Below are 18523 nucleotides of genomic sequence, written 5' to 3'. Positions count from 1 at the left end.
GCAGCGCCGGGCCCTCACTCCCGCGAGCCCGGCGGCCGGAGCCACCTGCGCCGAGCCGGCTCCGGCAGGCGTTCGGGCAGAGGCGGCAGCGCGGGGGCGTCCAGCCACTCGCCGAGCAGCTCCGCCGCCGCGGCGCCGGCGATCTGCTCAACGCCGTCGCGGAAGGCGTCGGTGGTGGCCAGCGCGTGCCGGTGCTCGCGCACCCACGTGTGCAGCAGATCGGCGAACACCTCGGCGCCGACCGTGCGGCGCAGCGCCTCGAGCGTCAGCGCTCCGCGCTTGTAGACGCGGTCGTCGAACATGTGCGTGGGGCCCGGGTCCGAGATGACGAGGTCCTGCGGCAGCGCCTGCAGGCGTGCGTGGTGCTCCTCGGCGAGCGTCGCGATGTCGGCGCCGCCCGACGCCTCCGACCACACCCACTCGGCGTAGCAGGCGAACCCCTCGTTCAGCCAGATGTCGCGCCAGCGCTCGACGCCGACACTGTTGCCGAACCACTGGTGGGCGATCTCGTGTGGGACGAGACGGGCAGCCTCGGGCTCGAAGTGGTTGGCACCGAATACCACGAGCCCCTGGGCCTCGAGGGGGATCTCGAGCGGGTCCGCGGTCACGACGACGGTGCAGCCCTCCTGCGGATACGGCCCGAACGCCTCCTGGAAGCAGTCCAGGATGCGGGGCACGTCGGCGAACCATCGCCGCGCCGCGGTCACGAGCGGGGCCGGCGCCATCAGCCGCACCGGGCCGATCGCGCTCTCCCGGTACGGGCCGATGTGGACGGCGGCGAGGTACGTCGCCGTCGGCACCTCCGACACGAACTCCCAGCGCGTGAGTCCGCCGCCGCGCACCGGCGGATGCGGCACGCCGGTCGCGGCGACCGCGTACTCGGGATCGGTCGTGATCGCGATGCGGAACCGGGCACGGTCGTCGGGCCGGTCGTTGCAGGGGAACCAGGTCGGCGCGCCGATCGGCTGGGAGGCGACGAGGACGCCGTCCTCGAGCTCCTCCCACCCGATCGTGCCCCACCGCGAGCGCCGGGGGCCCGGCGCTCCCGCGTAGCGCACCTCGATGGAGAACTCCTCGCCCACCTCCAGCGCCTGCGGCGGCGTGACACGCAGGCCCGCAGCATCCTGTGCGAACTTCGTCCGCGCGTCGCCGTCCACCCGCACCCGCGACGCGCGCAGTCCGATGAGGTCGAGCCGCACGGAGCGCGTCCGCTGGGTCGCGACCGCGTTGACGAGAGCGGTGCCCTCGAGCCGGTTCGTGTGGACGCGGTAGCGCAGGTCGAGGTCGTACGACACGACGTCGAACGAGGCGTCGCCGCTGCGCGGCGTGTACGGGTCGGGGCCGATCACGACGTCGACTGGTACGCGCGCACCTTCACCGCGCGCCACGGTCCGATCGGGTTGCCGCTCCAGCGGGAGCCGACGGGCACGCTCTCGCCCCGCATCACGAGCGACGCGGGCCCGACGGTCGCGTGGGCGCCGATCGATGCGGCCGGGAGGATCACGCTGTGCGGGCCGAGCGTCGCACCGGGTTCGAGTTCGACGGTGTCCATGCTCATGATTCGATCATGGAACAGGTGGGTCTGCACGACGCACCCCCGGTTGACTGTGGATGCTTCGCCGAGCGTGACGAGGTCGGGCTCGGGGAGCCAGTAGCTCTCGCACCACACCCCTCGCCCGATGCGGGCGCCGAGGCTGCGCAGCCACACCGCGAGCGCCGGCGTACCCGCCGCCGCGCGCGCGAACCACGGGGCAGCCAGCATCTCGGTGAAGGTGTCCGACACCTCGGTGCGCCACACGAAGCTCGACCACAGCGGCTGCTCCCCCGCACGGATCGGGCCGACGAACAGCCATTTCGCGGCGGTCGAGATGCCCGCGGCGAGCGCGCCGGCCGCGAGCAGCACGAACCCCGAGAGCAGGAGCGCGATCCACGGCCCCACCGTCTCGACGAGTGCGGCGAGCGCGAACAGCACCAGCAGCCCGACGCCGCACGTGACGACGACGGGGATGAAGCGGCAGAGCTCCCACAGCGACCGGGCGACGCGCAGCGCGGTCGGCGGGTCGTAGGTGCGGCTCGCGTCGCTCTCGTTCGGCTGCCGGCGCAGGCGCGTGGCGGGCGAGCCGAGCCAGGACGACCCCGCCTTCGCCTTGACCGGTGCCGCGGACAGCACCGCGACGAGGCCGTCCTTGGGGACCGTGTGCCCGGGCGAGGCCATGCCGGAGTTGCCGAGGAACGCGCGCTTGCCGATGCGCACCTCGCCGAGCCGGAGCCATCCGCCGCTCATCTCGTACGACGCGACCATCGTGTCGTCGGCGAGGAACGCGCCGTCCTCGATGCGCGTCATCGCCGGGATGAGCAGGACGGTGGATGCCTCGACATCGTGTCCGACCCGCGCCCCGAGCAGCCGCAGCCATACCGGCGTGAACAGGCTCGAGTACAGGGGGAACAGGATCGTGCGCGCGGAGTCGAGCAGGCGCTCGGTGGACCAGGCCTGCCACCCGACCCGGCTGCGCACGGCGTGGGTGCCCTCGTGGAGCCCGATCGACGCGAGGCGCACCCCCAGCACGACGGCGCCGGCATAGACGACACCGGTCACGAGCACCGCCGGCACGAGCCAGACGAACGCCGCGCCGAGCGCGCTGCCGAGATCGGCAGCGCCCCGCATGCCGATCGCGAGCACCACTCCCCCCGCCGCGAAGCTCACCATGGGGAGGAGGCCAAGGGCCACAGCCGACGCGGCATACGCCCACAGCCACCGCCGCGCTGCCCGCGGGCGCTCGGCCGGCCAGCCCTCGCTCGTGCCGCCGACGCGCACGGCGGGCGAGCCCGCCCATGACTGGTTCGCACGCACGCGGCCGAAGACGGCGGAGCCGGGTGCGATCTCGGCGCGCTGCCCGATCCGCGTGCCGGGTGCGAGGGTGCTGCGGGTGCCGACGGTGGCGTCGGCGCCGATGCGCACCTCCCCGATCCGCACGAGGTCGCCGTCGATCCAGTACCCGCTGAGGTCGACCTCGGGCTCGATCGATGCGCGATCCCCGACCTTCAGCATCCCGGTGATCGGCGGAAGCGTGTGCATGTCGACATCCGCGCCGATCCGGGCGCCGAGGGCGCGCGCGTAGTACGACACCCACGGCGCACCGGCGAGTCCCACCGCGTCGACCTGGTCGGAGATCTGCTCGGCGAGCCAGAGCCTCAGGTGCACCGAGCCGCCGCGGGGGTAGTCCCCGGGACGAAGTCCGGCCAGGAGCAGTCGAGCGGATGCCGCGGCGATCGCCATGCGGCCGAACGGCGTCGCGAACAGCACGAGCCCGATGATGAGCAGCCACCACGGCGCGGAGGGCAGGGCCTCGAATCCGGGGAAGAGCTGCAGGATCGCCCCGGCCGTCAGCAGGTAGAGCAGCCACCGGACGCCTGCGAGGACGAACAGCGGTGCGCCCAGGAGCGACTGCACCCATTGCGTCGTGCGAGGCGTGGGCTCCGGCATCCGGAAGTCCCCTGCCTCCTCGCGCGAGAGGAACGGCTGCAGCGCCTTCGCCATCGCCCCGAGGCGCGGCACGTCGTAGATGTCGGCCACCGAGAAGTCGGGGACCCGCACCCGGATGCGCGAGACGAGCTGCGCTGCGGCGAGCGAGCCCCCGCCGAGGTCGAAGAAGTCGGCCTTGCGATCGGGGACCGGGAGCCCGAGCACCGCCTGCCACTGGTCGGCGAGCCACGCCTCGTCGGGGCTGAGGTCGGCGCGCGGGATGTCGAGGTCGGGCAGCGGCCACGGCAGTGCGGCGCGATCGACCTTGCCCGAGGTGCGCACCGGGAGGTCGGGCACGACGGCGAGCAACGGCATGACGCCGGCGGCGAGGCGCTCGGCGAGGTGCCCGCGGGCGGCCGCACGGTCGAGCTCGCCGTCGACGACGAGGTAGCCCACGAGAACGGGGACCCCGGCATCGCTGGTGCGCACGGCCGCGCTCGCTGCGGTCACGCCCGGGAGCTCCTGGAGGGCGTTCTCGACCTCGCCGAGCTCGATGCGACGGCCGCCGACCTTGACCTGGTCGTCGGCCCGGCCCTGGAACAGGAGGCCTTCGGGCTCGTACCGCACGAGGTCGCCCGACCGGTAGGCGCGCTCCCAGCCGAGGGTCGGCATCGGCGCGTACTTCTCGAGGTCCTTGACCGGATCGAGGTATCGGGCCAGGCCGACGCCGCCGATGATGAGCTCGCCGAGACCGCCGGGCTCGACCTGCCGGTCGTCCGCGTCGACGACGGCCAGCGCCCAGCCGTCGAGCGGAAGCCCGATGCGCACCGGTCCCTCGCCGTCGAGGAGCGCCGCGCACGCGACCACGGTCGCCTCCGTCGGGCCGTACGTGTTCCAGACCTCGCGGCCGTCGGCGACGAGCCGTGCGACGAGCTCCGGCGGGCACGCCTCGCCGCCGAAGATCAGCAGGCGGACGTTCTCGATCGCGTCGGCCGGCCACATCGCGGCGAGCGTCGGCACCGTCGAGACGACGGTGATCGCCTGGCGGATGAGCCACGGCGCGAGGTCCTCGCCGGAGCGCACGAGCGAACGCGGCGCGGGGACCAGGCAGGCGCCGTGGCGCCATGCCAGCCACATCTCCTCGCAGGAGGCGTCGAAGGCGACCGACAGGCCGGCGAGCACCCGGTCGCCGGGTCCGAGCGGCGCGCCCTGAAGGAACAGTCGGGCCTCGGCGTCGACGAAGGCGGCGGCGGAGCGGTGCGACACCGCGACGCCTTTGGGCACGCCCGTGGACCCGGAGGTGAAGATGATCCACGCGTCGTCGTCGGTCGTCGGCGGCGGCACCGCGACGATCGCGTGCGTGCTCGGGTTCGGCGCGGCGCCGCCGAACAGGACGGCGGGCTCCTGGCCGTCGACGATCGCCGCCGGCACGTAGGCGCCGCCCTCGCCGATCACGCCGTGCACGCGCGCCTCGCCGAACACGAGCCGGGCGCGCTCGTCGGAGTCGTCGGCGTCCACCGGGACGTACGCCGCTCCGGCGGCGATGATCCCGAGGATCGAGATGTACAGCTCCTTCGAGCCCGAGGGCATCCGCACGCCCACACGGTCGCCGCGGCGGACGCCCGCCTCGTGCAGCAGCGCGGCGGTGCGCGAGACGCGCGCCATCAGCTCGCGGTAGCTGAGCGCCCCCGACCCGTCGTCGAGAGCGGAGGCCTCCGGCGTGCGCTGCACGGTGGCGCGGAGGATGTCGAGCAGCGTGCGCGGCGCCGGTGCCGCGTCGATGCGATCCAGCGGTGCCGGTACGGCCGGCAGCGAATCGATCGAGCTCACGTCAGGACAGCAGCGCGATCAGCTCGGCCTTGGTGAGCCGCGAATAGCCGGTCCGCCCGGCCGCGCGGGCACGGTCGCGCAGCTGAGCGACCGTGAGCGCACCGAGATCGGAGGAGCCGGATGCCGCGGCCGAACGCTCGGCGGCCGGCTTGCGGGCACGCGGGGCACGGGGGCGCGGCGCGGCCTTCGGTGCGTCAGGAGCGGGCGCCTCTGCGGGCGCTTCCTCGACGGGGGCCTCCTCGACGGGGGGCTCGTCGACGGGGGCCTGCTCGACAGAGGGCCCGTCGACGGTGGGCTCGGAAGCCGCGGTGGCGGCAGCATCCGTCTCCGTCTCCGCGTCCGCTTCACGGGAGGCGAGTTCGGCTTCGAGCGCGCGGTCGGCCCCGAGAGCCTCCTCCTCGGCCTTTGCCGCGGCGCGCTCGGCCTTGGCCGCCGCCTTCTTGAGCGCCTTCGCCTCGGCGGCACGCGCCTTGCCCTCTGCGGCGGCCTTCGCGGCCTCTGCCGCGGCGCGCTCGGCTTCGGCCCTCAGACGCGCCTTCTTCTCCGCCTTCGCGACGGCGGCACGGGTCGCCTTGCGCACGCGCTCCTCAGCGCGCTGCGCCTTCTTCGCGACCTTGCGCGGGTTCTTGCGGATGGCCTTCTTCGACACGTCGACGTCGTCGACGGTCTCGGCCGCGACCTCGCGCAGCTTCTTCGCGCTCCTGCCCGGGAGGGTCTTGGCGACCTGGCGGGCCTTCTTCGCCGCCGACTCCGCGTCGTCGATCGCCTCGAGGGCCTTGCGCTCTGCCTTGGTGGTCTTGCTCATGCGAGGCACCTTAGCGGGCGCCGGTGAACGACCGACGGCGGATGACGCGGAATTCTGCGGCAGAACCACCCCGTGACGTCAATGCCTGTGCATGGATGTCGGCATCCCGTTCACCTTCCGTTCACCCGCACAGCGCAGTCTCTTAAGAGTCCGAGCCTACGTTTCAGACGAACCCCGCACCGGGTTCGAACCCGAAGGCCGCTTCGGCCTGTTTCCCTGACACGTGAAGGATTCACACAGTGAAGATCTCCCGCATCGCCCAGGTGGGCGCTGTCGCCGCAGTCGCGGCTCTCGCCCTCGCCGGCTGCGCCGCCAACGAGACCCCCGGCGGCACGACCGACGAGACCACGGCCGCGTCGGACCTCTCCGGCGAGATCTCGGGCGGCGGCGCGTCGTCGCAGGAGGTCGCGGTTCAGGCCTGGACCGCCGGCTTCCAGACCGCGAACCCCGACGTCACCATCAACTACGACCCGTCCGGCTCCGGCGCGGGCCGCGAGTCGTTCCAGGCGGGCGCCTTCCCGTTCGCAGGCTCCGACCGTGCGTTCAAGGTCGAGGAGATCGAGGCCGGCCCGTTCGACGGGTGCGTGGACGGCTCGGGCATCATCGAGCTCCCCACCTACATCTCGCCGATCGCGATCATCTTCAACGTCGAGGGCGTGGACGCGCTCAACCTCGACGCCGCCACCGCCGCGGGCCTGTTCGCCGGCACCATCACGAACTGGAACGACCCGGCGATCGCCGCCCTCAACGAGGGTGTCGATCTCCCCGACCTGGCCGTGACACCGGTGCACCGCGCCGACGACTCGGGCACCACCGAGAACTTCACCGACTACCTCTTCCAGGCCGCCGGTGACGTGTGGACCTACGAGCCCGACGGCGTGTGGCCGTCGACCCCCGTCGCCGGTGAGGCCGCGCAGGGCACTTCGGGTGTCGTCTCGGCCGTCGCCGGCGGCAACGGCACCATCGGCTACGCCGACGCCTCGCGCGCCGCGGAAGAGGGCCTGTCGACCGCCGCCATCCAGGTCGGCGACGAGTTCGTCGAGTACTCGCCCGAGGCCGCTGCCGCGATCGTCGACGCGTCGCCCCTCGAGGACGGCCGCGGCGAGGGCGACCTCGCGATCGAGCTGCAGCGCACCTCGGAGGAGGCCGGTGTCTACCCGATCGTCCTCGTCAGCTACATGATCGCGTGCCAGGAGTACGCCGACGCGGCCGTCGCGCCGCTCGTCAAGGGCTACCTCGAGTACGTGGCGAGCGCCGAGGGCCAGGACGCGGCCGCTGCGGCCGCCGGCAACGCGCCGATCTCCGACACGCTGCGCGAGCAGGTCAACGCCGCGATCGACCTGATCGTCGTCGAGTAGGACCCCGATGCCCGGCCCGGTCGCACGACGATCGGGCCGGGTATCACCCTGAGAGACCCGAATCCAGAAGGACACCATGACCACGACGACCGCCCCCGCGACGGGCAAGGTCAAGCAGCGGCCAGGCGACCGCTGGTTCTCGGGAACCGCCCTCGGCGCCGGCGTGATGATCCTCGTCACGCTCGCCGCCGTCGCGATCTTCCTCATCATCCAGTCGATCCCGGGCCTCACCGCGACGAGCGAGACCGCCAGCATCCTCAGCGGGAACTTCTGGGAGTACGTCTGGCCGCTCGCGTTCGGCACGGTCTGGGCCTCTTTCCTGGCGCTTCTGATGGCCGTCCCGCTCGCGGTGTCGGTCGCGCTCTTCATCTCGCACTACGCACCGCGCCGGCTCGCGCAGGGCCTCGGCTACGTCGTCGACCTGCTCGCTGCGGTGCCCTCCGTCGTGTTCGGCCTGTGGGGCATCCTGGTGCTCGCTCCCGCCGTGCAGCCGGTCTATGCCTGGCTGAACGCGAACATGGGCTGGTTCCCGCTCTTCGGCGGTACCGTGTCGAGCACCGGCCGCACGATCTTCACCGCGGCGATCGTCCTCGCCGTCATGGTGGTGCCGATCATCACGGCCATCTGCCGCGAGATCTTCCTGCAGACGCCGGTCCTCCATGAGGAGGCCGCGCTCGCGCTCGGCGCGACGCGCTGGGAGATGGTCCGCATGGCCGTGTTCCCCTTCGGGCGCAGCGGCATCGTGTCGGCTTCCATGCTGGGCCTCGGCCGCGCGCTCGGTGAGACGATGGCCGTCGCCATGGTCCTCTCGGTGGCCAATGTCGTCACCTTCCAGCTCTTCACCTCGGAGAACCCGGGGACGATCCCCGCGAACATCGCGCTCACCTTCCCCGAGGCCTACGGCCTGAACGTCAACGTCCTCATCGCGACGGGCCTCATCCTCTTCATCGTCACCTTCGTCGTCAACGCCATCGCACGATGGATCGTCAGCCGGCGCAAGGAATTCTCGGGAGCGAACTGACATGACCGTGACGACCGCTCCTCCTCAGCCTCCGCAGGCGACGGCACCCGTGCGCGAGGCGCCCCGCCTGACCAGCGGCCATTTGCCCGTCTGGGCGCCCTGGGCCATCCTCGCGGGAAGCCTCGCCGCCGGTGCGATGCTGTTCGGCATCCTCGCGATGGGATCCGGCGACGACTTCAACATCGCCGGCTGGGCCGTCGTGGCCGGACTGCTGTACCTCGTCTTGATCACGACCACGTCGTCACTCGTCGAGGGCCGCCGCAAGGGCGTCGACCGCCTCGTGACCGGTGTGGTGACGATCGCGTTCCTCATCGCGATGGTCCCGCTCGTCTCGGTCGCCATCACCGTCGTCGTCAACGGCGTCGCGGGCCTCTCGGCCGAGTTCTTCAGCTCGTCGATGCGCAATGTGGTCGGCGAAGGGGGCGGCGCGCTCCACGCGATCGTCGGCACCGTCCTCATCACGCTCGCGGCCGCCGTCATCTCGATCCCGATCGGCATCTTCACCGCCATCTACCTCGTCGAGTACGGTCGCGGCGGTCGCCTCAGCCGCGGCATCACGTTCCTCGTCGATGTCATGACGGGCATCCCGTCGATCGTGGCCGGTCTGTTCGCATACGCGGTCTTCGCGCTGATCTTCGGCCCCGGCATCCGCATGGGCATCATGGGCTCCATCGCCTTGTCCGTGCTGATGATCCCCGTCGTCGTCCGTTCCACCGAAGAGATGCTGCGACTCGTGCCGAACGAGCTGCGCGAGGCGTCGTACGCGCTCGGGGTGCCGAAGTGGCGGACGATCTCGAAGGTCGTGCTGCCCACCTCGATCGCCGGCATCACGACAGGCGTCATGCTCTCGATCTCGCGCGTCATCGGCGAGACCGCGCCGCTGCTGCTCACCGCGGGCGTCGCGACCTCGATGAACTACAACCTCTTCGATGGCCGCATGATGACCCTCCCTGTGTTCGCGTACTCCCAGTACATGAACCAGGGCATCCCCGCGCAGGCCTACATCGACCGCGCGTGGGCCGCCGCGTTCATCCTCATCGTCCTCGTGATGCTCCTCAACCTCATCGCGCGCATCGTCGCGAAGGTCTTCTCGCCGAAGCTCGGCCGCTGAGCGTCCTCACCCGAAAGAACTGACAGGAACAATGTCCAAGAGCATCGAAGTCAACGACCTCAACGTCTACTACACGGACTTCCTGGCCGTCGAGGGCGTCTCGCTCGACATCGAGCCGCGCAGCGTCACCGCGTTCATCGGCCCCTCGGGCTGCGGCAAGTCGACGTTCCTGCGCACGCTCAACCGCATGCACGAGGTCATCCCCGGCGCCCGCGTCGAGGGCGAGGTGCTGCTCGACGGCGACAACCTCTACGGCGCCAACGTCGACCCGGTGCTCGTGCGCCGTCAGGTCGGCATGGTGTTCCAGCGCCCCAACCCGTTCCCGACGATGTCGATCAAGGAGAACGTGCTGGCGGGTGTGAAGCTCAACAACAAGAAGATGTCGAAGTCGGACTCCGAGGCGCTCGTCGAGAAGTCGCTCAAGGGCGCCAACCTCTGGAACGAGGTCAAGGACCGCCTCGACAAGCCCGGCTCGGGCCTCTCGGGCGGCCAGCAGCAGCGTCTGTGCATCGCGCGCGCGATCGCCGTCTCGCCGGAGGTCATCCTCATGGACGAGCCGTGCTCGGCGCTCGACCCGATCTCGACGTACGCGATCGAGGAGCTGATCGGCGAGCTGAAGAACGACTACACGGTCGTCATCGTCACGCACAACATGCAGCAGGCCTCGCGCGTCTCCGACAAGACGGCGTTCTTCAACATCGCCGGCACCGGAAAGCCGGGCAAGCTCATCGAGTACGACGAGACGAAGACGATCTTCACCACGCCGTCCGTCCAGGCCACCGAGGACTACGTCTCGGGCCGCTTCGGATGAGTCGCACCACGCCACGAAGCCCCTCGTCCTGCGGCGAGGGGCTTCGTCGTCATGCCGGAGCGGTGGCCAGGGCGAAGAGTGTCTCCACCAGCGGACGCGGGTCGGCCGGGACATCCCATCCGCTCGACACGAGCTGCTGGTAGCCGATGACGGCCGAGACGACGATGACCGCGCGTCGCCGCGCCTCGCGACCGGGAACCCCCGATGCTTCGAGCAGGCCGCTCAGGTAGGACACGCGTCGCTCGGTGACGGCCTCGACGAAGTCGCGGACGTCCGCCGCGGCGGCGTCGGCGTACAGCGTGCGCTCACCCGAGCGCTCCCCCGTGCGATGGGCGATGATCTCGAGCAGCGCGGAGAGCCGCGCCTGCGGATCGGGGATCGTCTCGACCTCGGCGATCAGCGCATCGGTCTCGCGGTCGCGCCACGTCTCGAGCACGGCCTCGACGAGCGCTCGGCGGTCGGCGAAATGCCAGTAGAAGGACCCCTTGGTCGTGCCGAGCTCTCGCGCGGTCGGCTCGACGGCGACCGCGCGGATCCCGTCTTCGCTGAACCGGCGGTACGCGGCCTCGACCCAGTCCGCTCGGGTGAACCTTGCCATGTCCGTACGGTACCGTATAGTTTTCTCGACAGGACCATACGTTGGCGTATGGTCGCGAGGAGCTTCGCATGAGAGAACCCGCGTTCTGGTCGCTCGCCCTGGTCGACATCGCAGATCCCGACTACACGCAGGTGTGGGTCGACGTGCTGCCGGCGCACGCCTCGGCAGATCCGTCGGCGTGGGCCCGCAACCTGCTGTCGACGGCCGCCCTCCCCCGGTGGATCGCGCTCGTGCTGATGGCTCTCGCCGCTCTTCGTCACCGGCCCGCGCGCTGCGACCGGCTGGCCGTCTCCCGCGTCGTGGGCGATGAGGCGCTGGTCGCGGTGAATGCGCGCCGCCTCGACGTGCGCGTCGGTGTGGGCGTCGACGAGCAGAACTCGCTCGTGCGCGTGGTCGCGGCCATGCGCTTCAAGGGCGCGGGCGGCCGCCTCGCATCGCTGCCCGTTCGTGCCGGACTCGCGCTGCTCGCGCGCGGCATGATCGCGCGGGCGCGCCGCGACATGTCGGGCGTGACCCGGTGAGCGTCGGCCTCAGTCGCGCGGGCTGAGCAGGTATCGGTTGAAGGATGCCGTGAGCTCGGCGTCCACCGGCACCTCGATGCCGTCGATCGCCCTGATCGGCGCCGCGAGCCGCACGCTCGATACCAGCCACGCGGCATCGGCTTCGCGCAGCGCGCTCGTCGGGAGGACCTCGTAGCGCGTCTCGTGCCCGTGCCCCTCGAGGTGCGCGAACAGGCTCAGCTGCGTCGTGCCGTGGAGGATGCCGCCGTTGGGCGCCGGTGTGACGAAGCGCCCGTCGATGCGGAGGATGAGCGATGCCGTGGGCGCCTCGAGCACGAAGCCGTCGGAGGTGACGAAGATGGCATCGTCGGCGCCGCGGCGCTTCGCCTCGCGGATCGCGGCCATGTTGACGGCGTACGACAGGGTCTTGGCGCCGAGGAGCAGCCACGGCGCCTGCGCGGGGGTGTCGATGCCGTATCCACGGTCGAGCGTGACGACCCGCACGCCCCTCTCGCGGGCGATCGAGTTGTCGGCGGCCGCCGTGGCGGTCGCCCACGCGGTCGGTGCGGGCCCGTGCTCGACGCCGCGACTCAGGATGAGCTTGACGACGCCCTCCCCGTCGCTCGGCGCGTGCCGGGCGGCGACGGCGACGGCCTGCCGCCACTGCTCGAGGTTCGGCGCGGGAAGGTCGCAGATCCGTGCCGAGTGCGCGAGTCGTTCGAGGTGCGCCTCGGTCTCCTGCGCGTGGCCGTCGACCACCCCGATCGACTCGAAGATGCCGTCGCCGCGCTGCGTGCTCAGTTCGCCGACGCTGAGCGCCGGCGCGGACGGATCGATGACCCGGAACGAGTCGGCGAAATCGGGGCGAGGATCGTCGGATGCCGCGGGCTCGATCACGAGCGCGAAACGCAAGGCCATGACCCCGAGCTTAGGCGTTCGGGAATGCCACGCTCCCGGACTCGGTTACACTGGATCGGCCGGGCCGCAGTAACCCCGGGCTCCAAAATTTGCCGCTTCGAGCGGCGCCGCGCCGAGAGGCGTTCTGCGGCCCGGCACTTTCATGCCCCGGCGCATTTTGGCGAGTCGCCAAGACCGGTTGCGGAGTCGGAGGGCTCGCGCGACGCGCCTCAGGTCAGGTGAGGGAGTCGCGGCGCCAGAGGGCCGCGCAGGCCGTGAGGTCGGCGGCGTAGTCCGACAGGCGCAGCGCGCGGGTGGTGAAGGCGGACGCCCGGTCGGGCTCGGTCGCCTCGTAGTCGTCGGCGACGTGCGTCGCACCAGACGCCTGCACGCGGCAGAACGCCGCCGCGCGGTCGAGCGCCACCGCGAAGTCGCCCTCGAAGAGCCCGCGCAGGATGGTGTCGACGAGGGCGACGAGCTCCTCCGGCCCGGCCGGCGACGGCGCGCCGGCCACCACGTCGTCGGGGGAGGCGAGCTCGGCACGGCCGCGCTCGTAGAGGAGCGCGGCCGTGCGCGGGTCGTCGTGGATCATGAGCTGCACGAGGTACAGCCGCCACAGGGCCCCAGGAAGCGTCTTCGCGGGCGACCGCGACCACAGCTCGGCCAGGTCGTCGATGCCGTGCTCGTCGGTGAAGGCGACGAGCCGGTCGACGACGGTGCCGTCGGGGTCGGCCCGTACGCGGGCGAGCAGGGCGTGCGCAGTCGTGTGCGCGACACGGGAGACTTCGGCCGGATCCTCCGCGGAGAACACCCGGTCGAAGAGTTCGGCCGGTCGGCGGACGGGCTTGTGGAACTCCCTGGACGAGTCGCTCATTCCGTCCAGGCTACTCGCCGCCACGAGAACGGGCTCGCGCTGCATGGCGGCGACCCACGGAAGGCACACGGTCGCGCCCTGTCTCAGCCCTGGTTGATGCGGATGTGGTTGCCGGCCGGGTCGCGGAATGCCGCGTCGCGCGGGCCCCAGCCCTGCTCCTTGGGCTCCTGCAGCACCTCGGCGCCGAACTCGCGCAGCTTCTCGAACGTGGCGTCGAGGTCGCTGGTGGTGAAGACGTAGGGTCCGGGGCCGGATCCCTTGACGACGAGGCGCTGCAGCGCGTCACCATCCTCGGGCGAGCGTCCGGCGGTCGGGTCCGAGACGACGAGCGAGAGGCCGGGCTGGCCGGGGAAGCCGAAGCTCACCCAGCGGTGCCCGTCGTACGAGACGTCGTTGACGACCTCGAGGCCGAGTCCGTCTCGGTAGAACGGGATGGCGGCATCGACGTCGTCGACGGTGATGGGGCTGTATGCCAGGGCGATGTTCGTCATGGCTGCCACGCTACGGCCGCGTCGCCGCGCGCGCTTCTCCGATCCTGCTCGGTTGCGGATCAGGCGTAGCGGGTCGGGCGCGTGAGGATCTTCGCGACGCACAGCGGCATCGCCTCGGCGGCGTCGTGCGGCCGCGAACGGTACGAGCTCGGGGTCTCGCCCACGATCTCGGTGAAGGTGGAACTGAACGAGCCCAGAGAGGTCGCGCCGACGGCGGTGCAGGCATCCGTCACCGACATGCCCTCGCGCAGCAGGGCCATGGCGCGCTCGATGCGCCGGGTCATGAGATACGCGTACGGGGTCTCGCCGTACGCCGCCTTGAACTCGCGCGAGAAGTGCGCCGGCGACATGAGCGCCTTCGTCGCCATCGTCGGCACGTCGAGAGGCTGCGCGTAGTCGCGGTCCATGAGGTCGCGCGCGCGGCGCAGGTGCGCGAGGGTCTGGGTCGTCTGGGGGACGGATGCCACGGCCTCACGCTACCGGGATCGGCGGCGTCGCAGGGGCGTCAGGCGGTCGGGATCGCGACGATCGGCTCGGACGACGGCTCCCCCGTCGGCGAGCCACCCTGGGGCTCGACCGTGACCGCGATCATGTCACCGGGCTCCATCGCGCCCTCGAGCAGCGCCGTCGTCGTGCCGCCGGTCGGCTCGAACACCCCGGCGGGAACCGCGGCGCCGTCGCGCACGAACCAGAGTTCGAAGCTCTCTTCGTCAGCGATCTGCGGCAGCCCCTGCGAGACCAGCACGACCTTCCCGACGGACTCCGACCAGTGCGCCGTCGCCGAGCCGCCGTCGGTGATGTCGACCGTCGCCGACTGGGCGTCGGGGGCATCCTCGATCTGCTGCAGCGCGACGATCTCCGCCGGACGGTTCACGTACTCGTTGATCTGCACGGCGGCGAGCCCGAGCGCGACGAGGAGCACCATGCACGCGGCGAGCGCGAGGATGCCGCGCGTCCAGCGCCGCCGCGAGACCGCCTGGATCACCGCCGTCGGCGGGGGCGTCTCGGCAGCCGGCTGATCGTCGGGCCGATCGGCGGCAGGCGGAGGAGCCGGGGTCCAGCGGTCCACGGGTTCCGCAGTGGCGGCCACCGCCGCGTCCATCGCGGGCAGCTGCGGCGTCATCGCGATCCGCGACAGCAGCGTCGAGCGGAGCGTCAGCGGGGGCAGCGCATCGGAGACGGTGTCGGAGAGCGCGGCGGCGGTGGCAGCATCCGTCTCGATCCAGTGCTCCCATTCGGGGTGCTCGCGGCGCGCGGCCTCGAACGCGCGCCGGTCGGCGGGTGACAGCGCGTTCAGCGCAGCGCCGGCGGCGAGCTCGGAGAACTCCTGCTCGTCCATCACGCGGTCACCCCCATCTCGGCCCGGAGGCGCGACAGGCCGTCCCGCATCCTCGTCTTGATCGTCCCCAGCGGAGCCCCCACCAGGGCCGCGATCTCGCTCTGACTGTAACCCCCGTAGTACGCGAGGGTCAGCGCCTCCCGCTGGGCATCGGGAAGCTCCGACAGCGCGGCCGCCACCTTCTCCCCCTCGATGCGCAGCTCGACCTCTTCCGAGACCCCGTCGTGTGCGACGTCGAGGTCCCGGAACCCCGCGCGCACGTCGCGATCGCTCGACGCCTGCGACGACCTCACGCGATCGACCGCCCGGCGGTGCGCGATCGTGAGAACCCACGATCTTCCCTGACCTCTGTTCGGAGCGAAGCGCGCAGCGGATTGCCACAGCTCGAGGAAGACCTCCTGCAGCACCTCCTCGCTCTGCGCACGGTCGACGAGCACGCGCAGGATGAGACCGAACACGCGAGGAGACAGCAGGTCGTACAAGCGGGCGAAAGCGACCTGGTCGCCGCCGGCGACGCGCCGGAGCAGTTCCGCGATGCGGTCGACGGGCTCGGTGCCGTCCTCCGGCACGTCGATCCCGTCGATCACCATGTCTTCCAGCATGCCTCACGCACCTCACTCCGAGCGGCCGTGTCCTCACCCGAAGGTGAACGAGTACACTTCCACCCCCGGCGACACCTCGACGTCGAGAACGTGGACGCCGCCCGTCGTGCCCTGCGCCACCGCGTGCGAACGCGGCGTCCCGGAGACCGCGATGGTCTCTCCGCTCCCGCCGTCGAGGCGCACGCGCACCTCGCCTTCGCCCGCCAGCACCATGCGCACCTCCTCGGCATGGAAGCGCAGACGGATGCCGCCACCGCCGTCGCCCGAGGGCGTGGCGTACTGCGACGCGACGTGCCAGGAGCCGTCGAGCGCGAACGAGTCGTCGGGCTGCGCCGCGGGCACCGCATAGTCGCCGTCTCCCGCGCGATAGGGTCCCTCACCGCCGTAGTTCACGTCCTTGGACGAGCCCAGGAACGTCTCCCGCGTGCGGGTGGCGGCGTCGGGCGTCTCGTCGTCGATCTCCGTGGGGTCGGGCAGCGCGACATCCGGGTCGGCGTCCTCGAGGAGCGCGCGGATGAGCTTCTCGGTCGCGGCGTAGTTCCCCTCGCCGAACGCGATGTGGCGGACGATGCCGTCGGCGTCGATCAGGTAGTGCGCCGGCCAGTAGCGGTTCCGGTAGTTCGTCCACGTCGCGAGGCTGTTGTCGAGGGCGACCGGGTAGGTGATCCCGAAGCCCCTCGCGCCCGCCGCGACGTTGCCGGCATCCTTCTCGAAGGCGTACTCGGGCGAGTGGATGCCGATCACCCGGAGCCCTGCATCGCCGTAGGCCTCCTCCCAGGCCACGACGTGCGGGATGCTGCGCTGGCAGTTGATGCACGAGTACGCCCAGAAGTCGATGAGCACGACCTCGCCCCTGAGGTCTTCGAGATCGATCGCCGCGCCGTCGGGCGTGTTGAGCCACGCCTCGATGCCCCGGATGCTCGGGGCGGTGCCGCAGGACTCGAGCTCGCCCGCCCCGTTCGTGCACCGGTCGAGGTCCTTGTTCTCGTCGGTGACGAGGCCGCCGAGATCGAGCGCGCGGCGTGCGTCGGGGTTGTCGGTCAGCTCGCGCTGGATGCCCGCGGTGTAGTCGGGCACGAGCCGCTGCAGCAGCTGCGGCACGTTGAAGACGAGGCCGACGGCGAGCGCGAGCATCGCGATGCCCGCGGCGATGCGCAAGCCGCGCTCGCGGGTGCGGAACGCCCGGATGCGCTCGATCAGGCCTCGTCCGGCGAGAGCGAAGAACAGCAGCGGGATGGCGACGCCGACCGCGAACGAGACCGTGAGCACGACGGTGCCGGCGTCGATCCGCCCCGTCGAACCCGCGACGATGATGGCGGCGAGCACCGGCCCGGCGCAGGGCACGAACACCGTGCCGAGGGCGAGCCCGACACCGTAGCCGCTCCCCCGGTTCTGCACCTCGGTGCGGCGCGCGAGCTTCTGGAAGGGCTTCTCGAGCACCTGCTCGAACCGCGGGACGAGGAGGCCGACGCCGATCAGCACGAGCACCGCGATGCCCGCCCACCGCAGCACGTCCTGCGGAAGGCCGAGCGCGCCGAGCAGCAGCGAGCCGAGCAGCGTCACGAGCGTGAAGCTCGTGATCAGGCCCGCGATCACCAGATAGGGACGCCAGCGCGACACCGACGGCGCGTCGCCGTCGACGCGCGCCGACTGCGCGCCCCCGGTGAGGAAGATGACGGGCAGCACCGGCAGGATGCACGGCGAGATCCCCGTGATGAGTCCGCCCAGCAGACCGATGATGACGAGCTCCATGCGTCCCCCCTCGTGCGTCGCAGGTTGTTCGCACCTCGTTCGCCTTCGGATTGCCGCGACAGGGAACGGATGCTGCGGCCCCGGGCCGCAGCATCCGTTCCGTCCGATCTCCAATCCGATGCGACGAGCCCTCCGAACAGTCCGTGTAGCCGCTCCTGCGGCACGCTCCCCGCACCGGGGGCACGCACACCGCGGTCGGACGACCGCACAGAGGAGGAAGACATGTCTCGCATCACCGGGAAGCGCGCGTCGGCAGGGCTGATGCTCGCCGTCGCGGCGACCTTCGCGCTGTCCGCCTGTTCGATGGGCGGATCGACCGCGGAGCCGTCGACCCCACCGTCCGAGCCCTCGATGGAGGCGAGCGAGGAGCCGATGACCGCCGATCCCGCCGCGAACCTCGTCGGCCCCGGCTGCGCCGCGTACGCCGAGGCCGTGCCGGACGGCGACGGCTCGATCGAGGGCATGTCGGCCGATCCGGTCGCTGTCGCGGCATCCAACAATCCGATGCTGACGACGCTCACCGCCGCCGTGAGCGGACAGCTCAATCCCGAGGTCAACCTCGTGGACACCCTCAACGGGGACGAGTTCACGGTGTTCGCACCGGTCGACGACGCGTTCGCCGCGATCGACCCCGCCACGATCGAGTCGCTCAAGACCGACACCGAGACGCTGACGTCGATCCTGACGTACCACGTGATTCCCGGGCAGATCGAGCCGGCCGACATCGCGGGCACCCACACGACGGTGCAGGGTGCCGACCTCGAGGTCACCGGCGAGGGCGACATGTGGATGGTCAACGACGCCAACGTCATCTGCGGCGGCGTGCAGACCGCCAACGCCACCGTGTACCTCATCGACGCGGTCCTGATGCCTCCGGCGCAGTGACCGAACGCCGGCTTCGGCCGGCGACCGGGGGGCGGCGCGACCGCCGGCGCCTGCGAGGTGCGCCGGCGGTCTCGTCGTGCCGTTGCACGTCGGCCGCGGCGCGTCAACCCCTCTGTGAGCGAACGTCCCAGTCCGTACCGTGGATGAAGGCCCGGTGCGGCGCCGGAGGGGTGCGGGCATCGGGTG

17 protein-coding genes are annotated in these 18523 nt (G+C 71.4%); 6 read left to right on the top strand and 11 right to left on the bottom strand.

From position 1 onward, the window contains the following. Positions 1-14 precede the first annotated feature (14 nt). Genes ACFQ7C_RS02585 through ACFQ7C_RS02575 form a run of 3 tightly spaced genes read right to left on the bottom strand, consistent with a single transcriptional unit; the run spans position 15 to position 6098 of the window. Positions 15-1349 carry a M1 family metallopeptidase gene (locus ACFQ7C_RS02585; protein WP_378897513.1) on the bottom strand — a complete coding sequence of 445 codons (1335 nt, stop codon included), beginning with the start codon at positions 1347-1349 and terminating at the stop codon, positions 15-17. Then, entirely contained in the window at positions 1346-5293 is a 3948-nt protein-coding gene (locus ACFQ7C_RS02580; protein ID WP_378897510.1) for a Pls/PosA family non-ribosomal peptide synthetase, read from the bottom strand. The genes ACFQ7C_RS02585 and ACFQ7C_RS02580 overlap by 4 nt, the downstream gene beginning before the upstream one ends. 1 nt (position 5294) lies before the next feature. Continuing rightward, positions 5295-6098: a hypothetical protein gene (locus tag ACFQ7C_RS02575; protein ID WP_378897508.1), complete on the bottom strand. Its 804-nt coding sequence runs from the start codon at positions 6096-6098 to the stop codon at positions 5295-5297. Positions 6099-6337: 239 nt separating this feature from the next. On the opposite strand from ACFQ7C_RS02575, the gene ACFQ7C_RS02570 reads away from it, so the two are divergent. The 4 genes from ACFQ7C_RS02570 to pstB all read left to right on the top strand — a co-directional run bounded on the left by ACFQ7C_RS02570 (position 6338) and on the right by pstB (position 10399). After that, on the top strand, positions 6338-7456 hold the full coding sequence (locus ACFQ7C_RS02570) for a phosphate ABC transporter substrate-binding protein PstS (RefSeq protein WP_378897506.1): 1119 nt from the start codon (positions 6338-6340) through the stop codon (positions 7454-7456). Positions 7457-7532: 76 nt separating this feature from the next. Beyond that, positions 7533-8477 carry a phosphate ABC transporter permease subunit PstC gene (gene pstC / locus ACFQ7C_RS02565; protein ID WP_378897504.1) on the top strand — a complete coding sequence of 315 codons (945 nt, stop codon included), beginning with the start codon at positions 7533-7535 and terminating at the stop codon, positions 8475-8477. A gap of 1 nt (position 8478) precedes the next feature. Beyond that, positions 8479-9588 carry a phosphate ABC transporter permease PstA gene (gene pstA / locus ACFQ7C_RS02560; RefSeq protein ID WP_378897501.1) on the top strand — a complete coding sequence of 370 codons (1110 nt, stop codon included), beginning with the start codon at positions 8479-8481 and terminating at the stop codon, positions 9586-9588. 31 nt (positions 9589-9619) lie between these two features. Beyond that, a complete protein-coding gene (gene pstB / locus ACFQ7C_RS02555) occupies positions 9620-10399 on the top strand; it encodes a phosphate ABC transporter ATP-binding protein PstB (protein ID WP_378897499.1) in 780 nt (259 codons plus the stop codon). Positions 10400-10448: 49 nt separating this feature from the next. Here pstB and ACFQ7C_RS02550 read toward each other — a convergent pair whose 3' ends face one another. Beyond that, positions 10449-10997, bottom strand: coding sequence for a TetR/AcrR family transcriptional regulator (locus ACFQ7C_RS02550; protein WP_378897496.1), 549 nt, complete (start codon positions 10995-10997; stop codon positions 10449-10451). A gap of 68 nt (positions 10998-11065) precedes the next feature. On the opposite strand from ACFQ7C_RS02550, the gene ACFQ7C_RS02545 reads away from it, so the two are divergent. Continuing rightward, positions 11066-11518, top strand: a complete 453-nt coding sequence (locus tag ACFQ7C_RS02545; protein WP_378897493.1) for a hypothetical protein — start codon at positions 11066-11068, stop codon at positions 11516-11518. Between the two features lie 9 nt (positions 11519-11527). On the opposite strand, the gene ACFQ7C_RS02540 is transcribed toward ACFQ7C_RS02545, so the two are convergent. From ACFQ7C_RS02540 to ACFQ7C_RS02510, 7 genes are all read right to left on the bottom strand, one after another. Continuing rightward, positions 11528-12415 (bottom strand): aminodeoxychorismate lyase, encoded by an 888-nt coding sequence (locus ACFQ7C_RS02540; protein ID WP_378897491.1) that lies wholly within the window; start codon positions 12413-12415, stop codon positions 11528-11530. Between the two features lie 214 nt (positions 12416-12629). Continuing rightward, a complete protein-coding gene (locus ACFQ7C_RS02535; RefSeq protein WP_378897488.1) occupies positions 12630-13268 on the bottom strand; it encodes a DNA-directed RNA polymerase subunit beta in 639 nt (212 codons plus the stop codon). A gap of 83 nt (positions 13269-13351) precedes the next feature. Beyond that, positions 13352-13759, bottom strand: a complete 408-nt coding sequence (locus tag ACFQ7C_RS02530; protein WP_378897485.1) for a VOC family protein — start codon at positions 13757-13759, stop codon at positions 13352-13354. Positions 13760-13818: 59 nt separating this feature from the next. Continuing rightward, positions 13819-14166 carry a helix-turn-helix transcriptional regulator gene (locus tag ACFQ7C_RS02525; protein WP_045298308.1) on the bottom strand — a complete coding sequence of 116 codons (348 nt, stop codon included), beginning with the start codon at positions 14164-14166 and terminating at the stop codon, positions 13819-13821. Positions 14167-14264: 98 nt separating this feature from the next. Continuing rightward, on the bottom strand, positions 14265-15098 hold the full coding sequence (locus ACFQ7C_RS02520; RefSeq protein WP_378898266.1) for an anti-sigma factor domain-containing protein: 834 nt from the start codon (positions 15096-15098) through the stop codon (positions 14265-14267). Beyond that, positions 15098-15700 (bottom strand): ECF RNA polymerase sigma factor SigK, encoded by a 603-nt coding sequence (gene sigK / locus ACFQ7C_RS02515; RefSeq protein WP_378897482.1) that lies wholly within the window; start codon positions 15698-15700, stop codon positions 15098-15100. Before sigK ends, ACFQ7C_RS02520 begins: the two co-directional genes overlap by 1 nt. 33 nt (positions 15701-15733) lie before the next feature. Then, entirely contained in the window at positions 15734-17452 is a 1719-nt protein-coding gene (locus tag ACFQ7C_RS02510; protein ID WP_378897480.1) for a cytochrome c biogenesis protein CcdA, read from the bottom strand. Between the two features lie 222 nt (positions 17453-17674). Between ACFQ7C_RS02510 and ACFQ7C_RS02505 the strand changes: the two genes are divergently transcribed. Then, positions 17675-18337 carry a fasciclin domain-containing protein gene (locus ACFQ7C_RS02505; RefSeq protein ID WP_378897478.1) on the top strand — a complete coding sequence of 221 codons (663 nt, stop codon included), beginning with the start codon at positions 17675-17677 and terminating at the stop codon, positions 18335-18337. The last annotated feature ends 186 nt before the right edge of the window (positions 18338-18523 follow it).

Origin of the sequence: Microbacterium sp. NPDC056569, from assembly GCF_042793475.1 — a bacterium.
Taxonomy (GTDB): domain Bacteria; phylum Actinomycetota; class Actinomycetes; order Actinomycetales; family Microbacteriaceae; genus Microbacterium.
The sequence above is the reverse complement of the archived record's forward strand: the minus strand, read 5'-3'. Positions and strand labels throughout refer to the sequence as shown.

Coding starts and splice junctions, on each gene's coding strand:
- ACFQ7C_RS02575 (WP_378897508.1), bottom strand. CDS start 6,098: ATGAGCAAGACCACCAAGGCAGAGCGCAAGGCCCTCGAGGCGATCGAC.
- pstC (WP_378897504.1), top strand. CDS start 7,533: ATGACCACGACGACCGCCCCCGCGACGGGCAAGGTCAAGCAGCGGCCA.
- pstA (WP_378897501.1), top strand. CDS start 8,479: ATGACCGTGACGACCGCTCCTCCTCAGCCTCCGCAGGCGACGGCACCC.
- pstB (WP_378897499.1), top strand. CDS start 9,620: ATGTCCAAGAGCATCGAAGTCAACGACCTCAACGTCTACTACACGGAC.
- ACFQ7C_RS02550 (WP_378897496.1), bottom strand. CDS start 10,997: ATGGCAAGGTTCACCCGAGCGGACTGGGTCGAGGCCGCGTACCGCCGG.
- ACFQ7C_RS02545 (WP_378897493.1), top strand. CDS start 11,066: ATGAGAGAACCCGCGTTCTGGTCGCTCGCCCTGGTCGACATCGCAGAT.
- ACFQ7C_RS02540 (WP_378897491.1), bottom strand. CDS start 12,415: ATGGCCTTGCGTTTCGCGCTCGTGATCGAGCCCGCGGCATCCGACGAT.
- ACFQ7C_RS02535 (WP_378897488.1), bottom strand. CDS start 13,268: ATGAGCGACTCGTCCAGGGAGTTCCACAAGCCCGTCCGCCGACCGGCC.
- ACFQ7C_RS02530 (WP_378897485.1), bottom strand. CDS start 13,759: ATGACGAACATCGCCCTGGCATACAGCCCCATCACCGTCGACGACGTC.
- ACFQ7C_RS02525 (WP_045298308.1), bottom strand. CDS start 14,166: ATGGACCGCGACTACGCGCAGCCTCTCGACGTGCCGACGATGGCGACG.
- ACFQ7C_RS02520 (WP_378898266.1), bottom strand. CDS start 15,098: ATGGACGAGCAGGAGTTCTCCGAGCTCGCCGCCGGCGCTGCGCTGAAC.
- sigK (WP_378897482.1), bottom strand. CDS start 15,700: ATGCTGGAAGACATGGTGATCGACGGGATCGACGTGCCGGAGGACGGC.
- ACFQ7C_RS02510 (WP_378897480.1), bottom strand. CDS start 17,452: ATGGAGCTCGTCATCATCGGTCTGCTGGGCGGACTCATCACGGGGATC.
- ACFQ7C_RS02505 (WP_378897478.1), top strand. CDS start 17,675: ATGTCTCGCATCACCGGGAAGCGCGCGTCGGCAGGGCTGATGCTCGCC.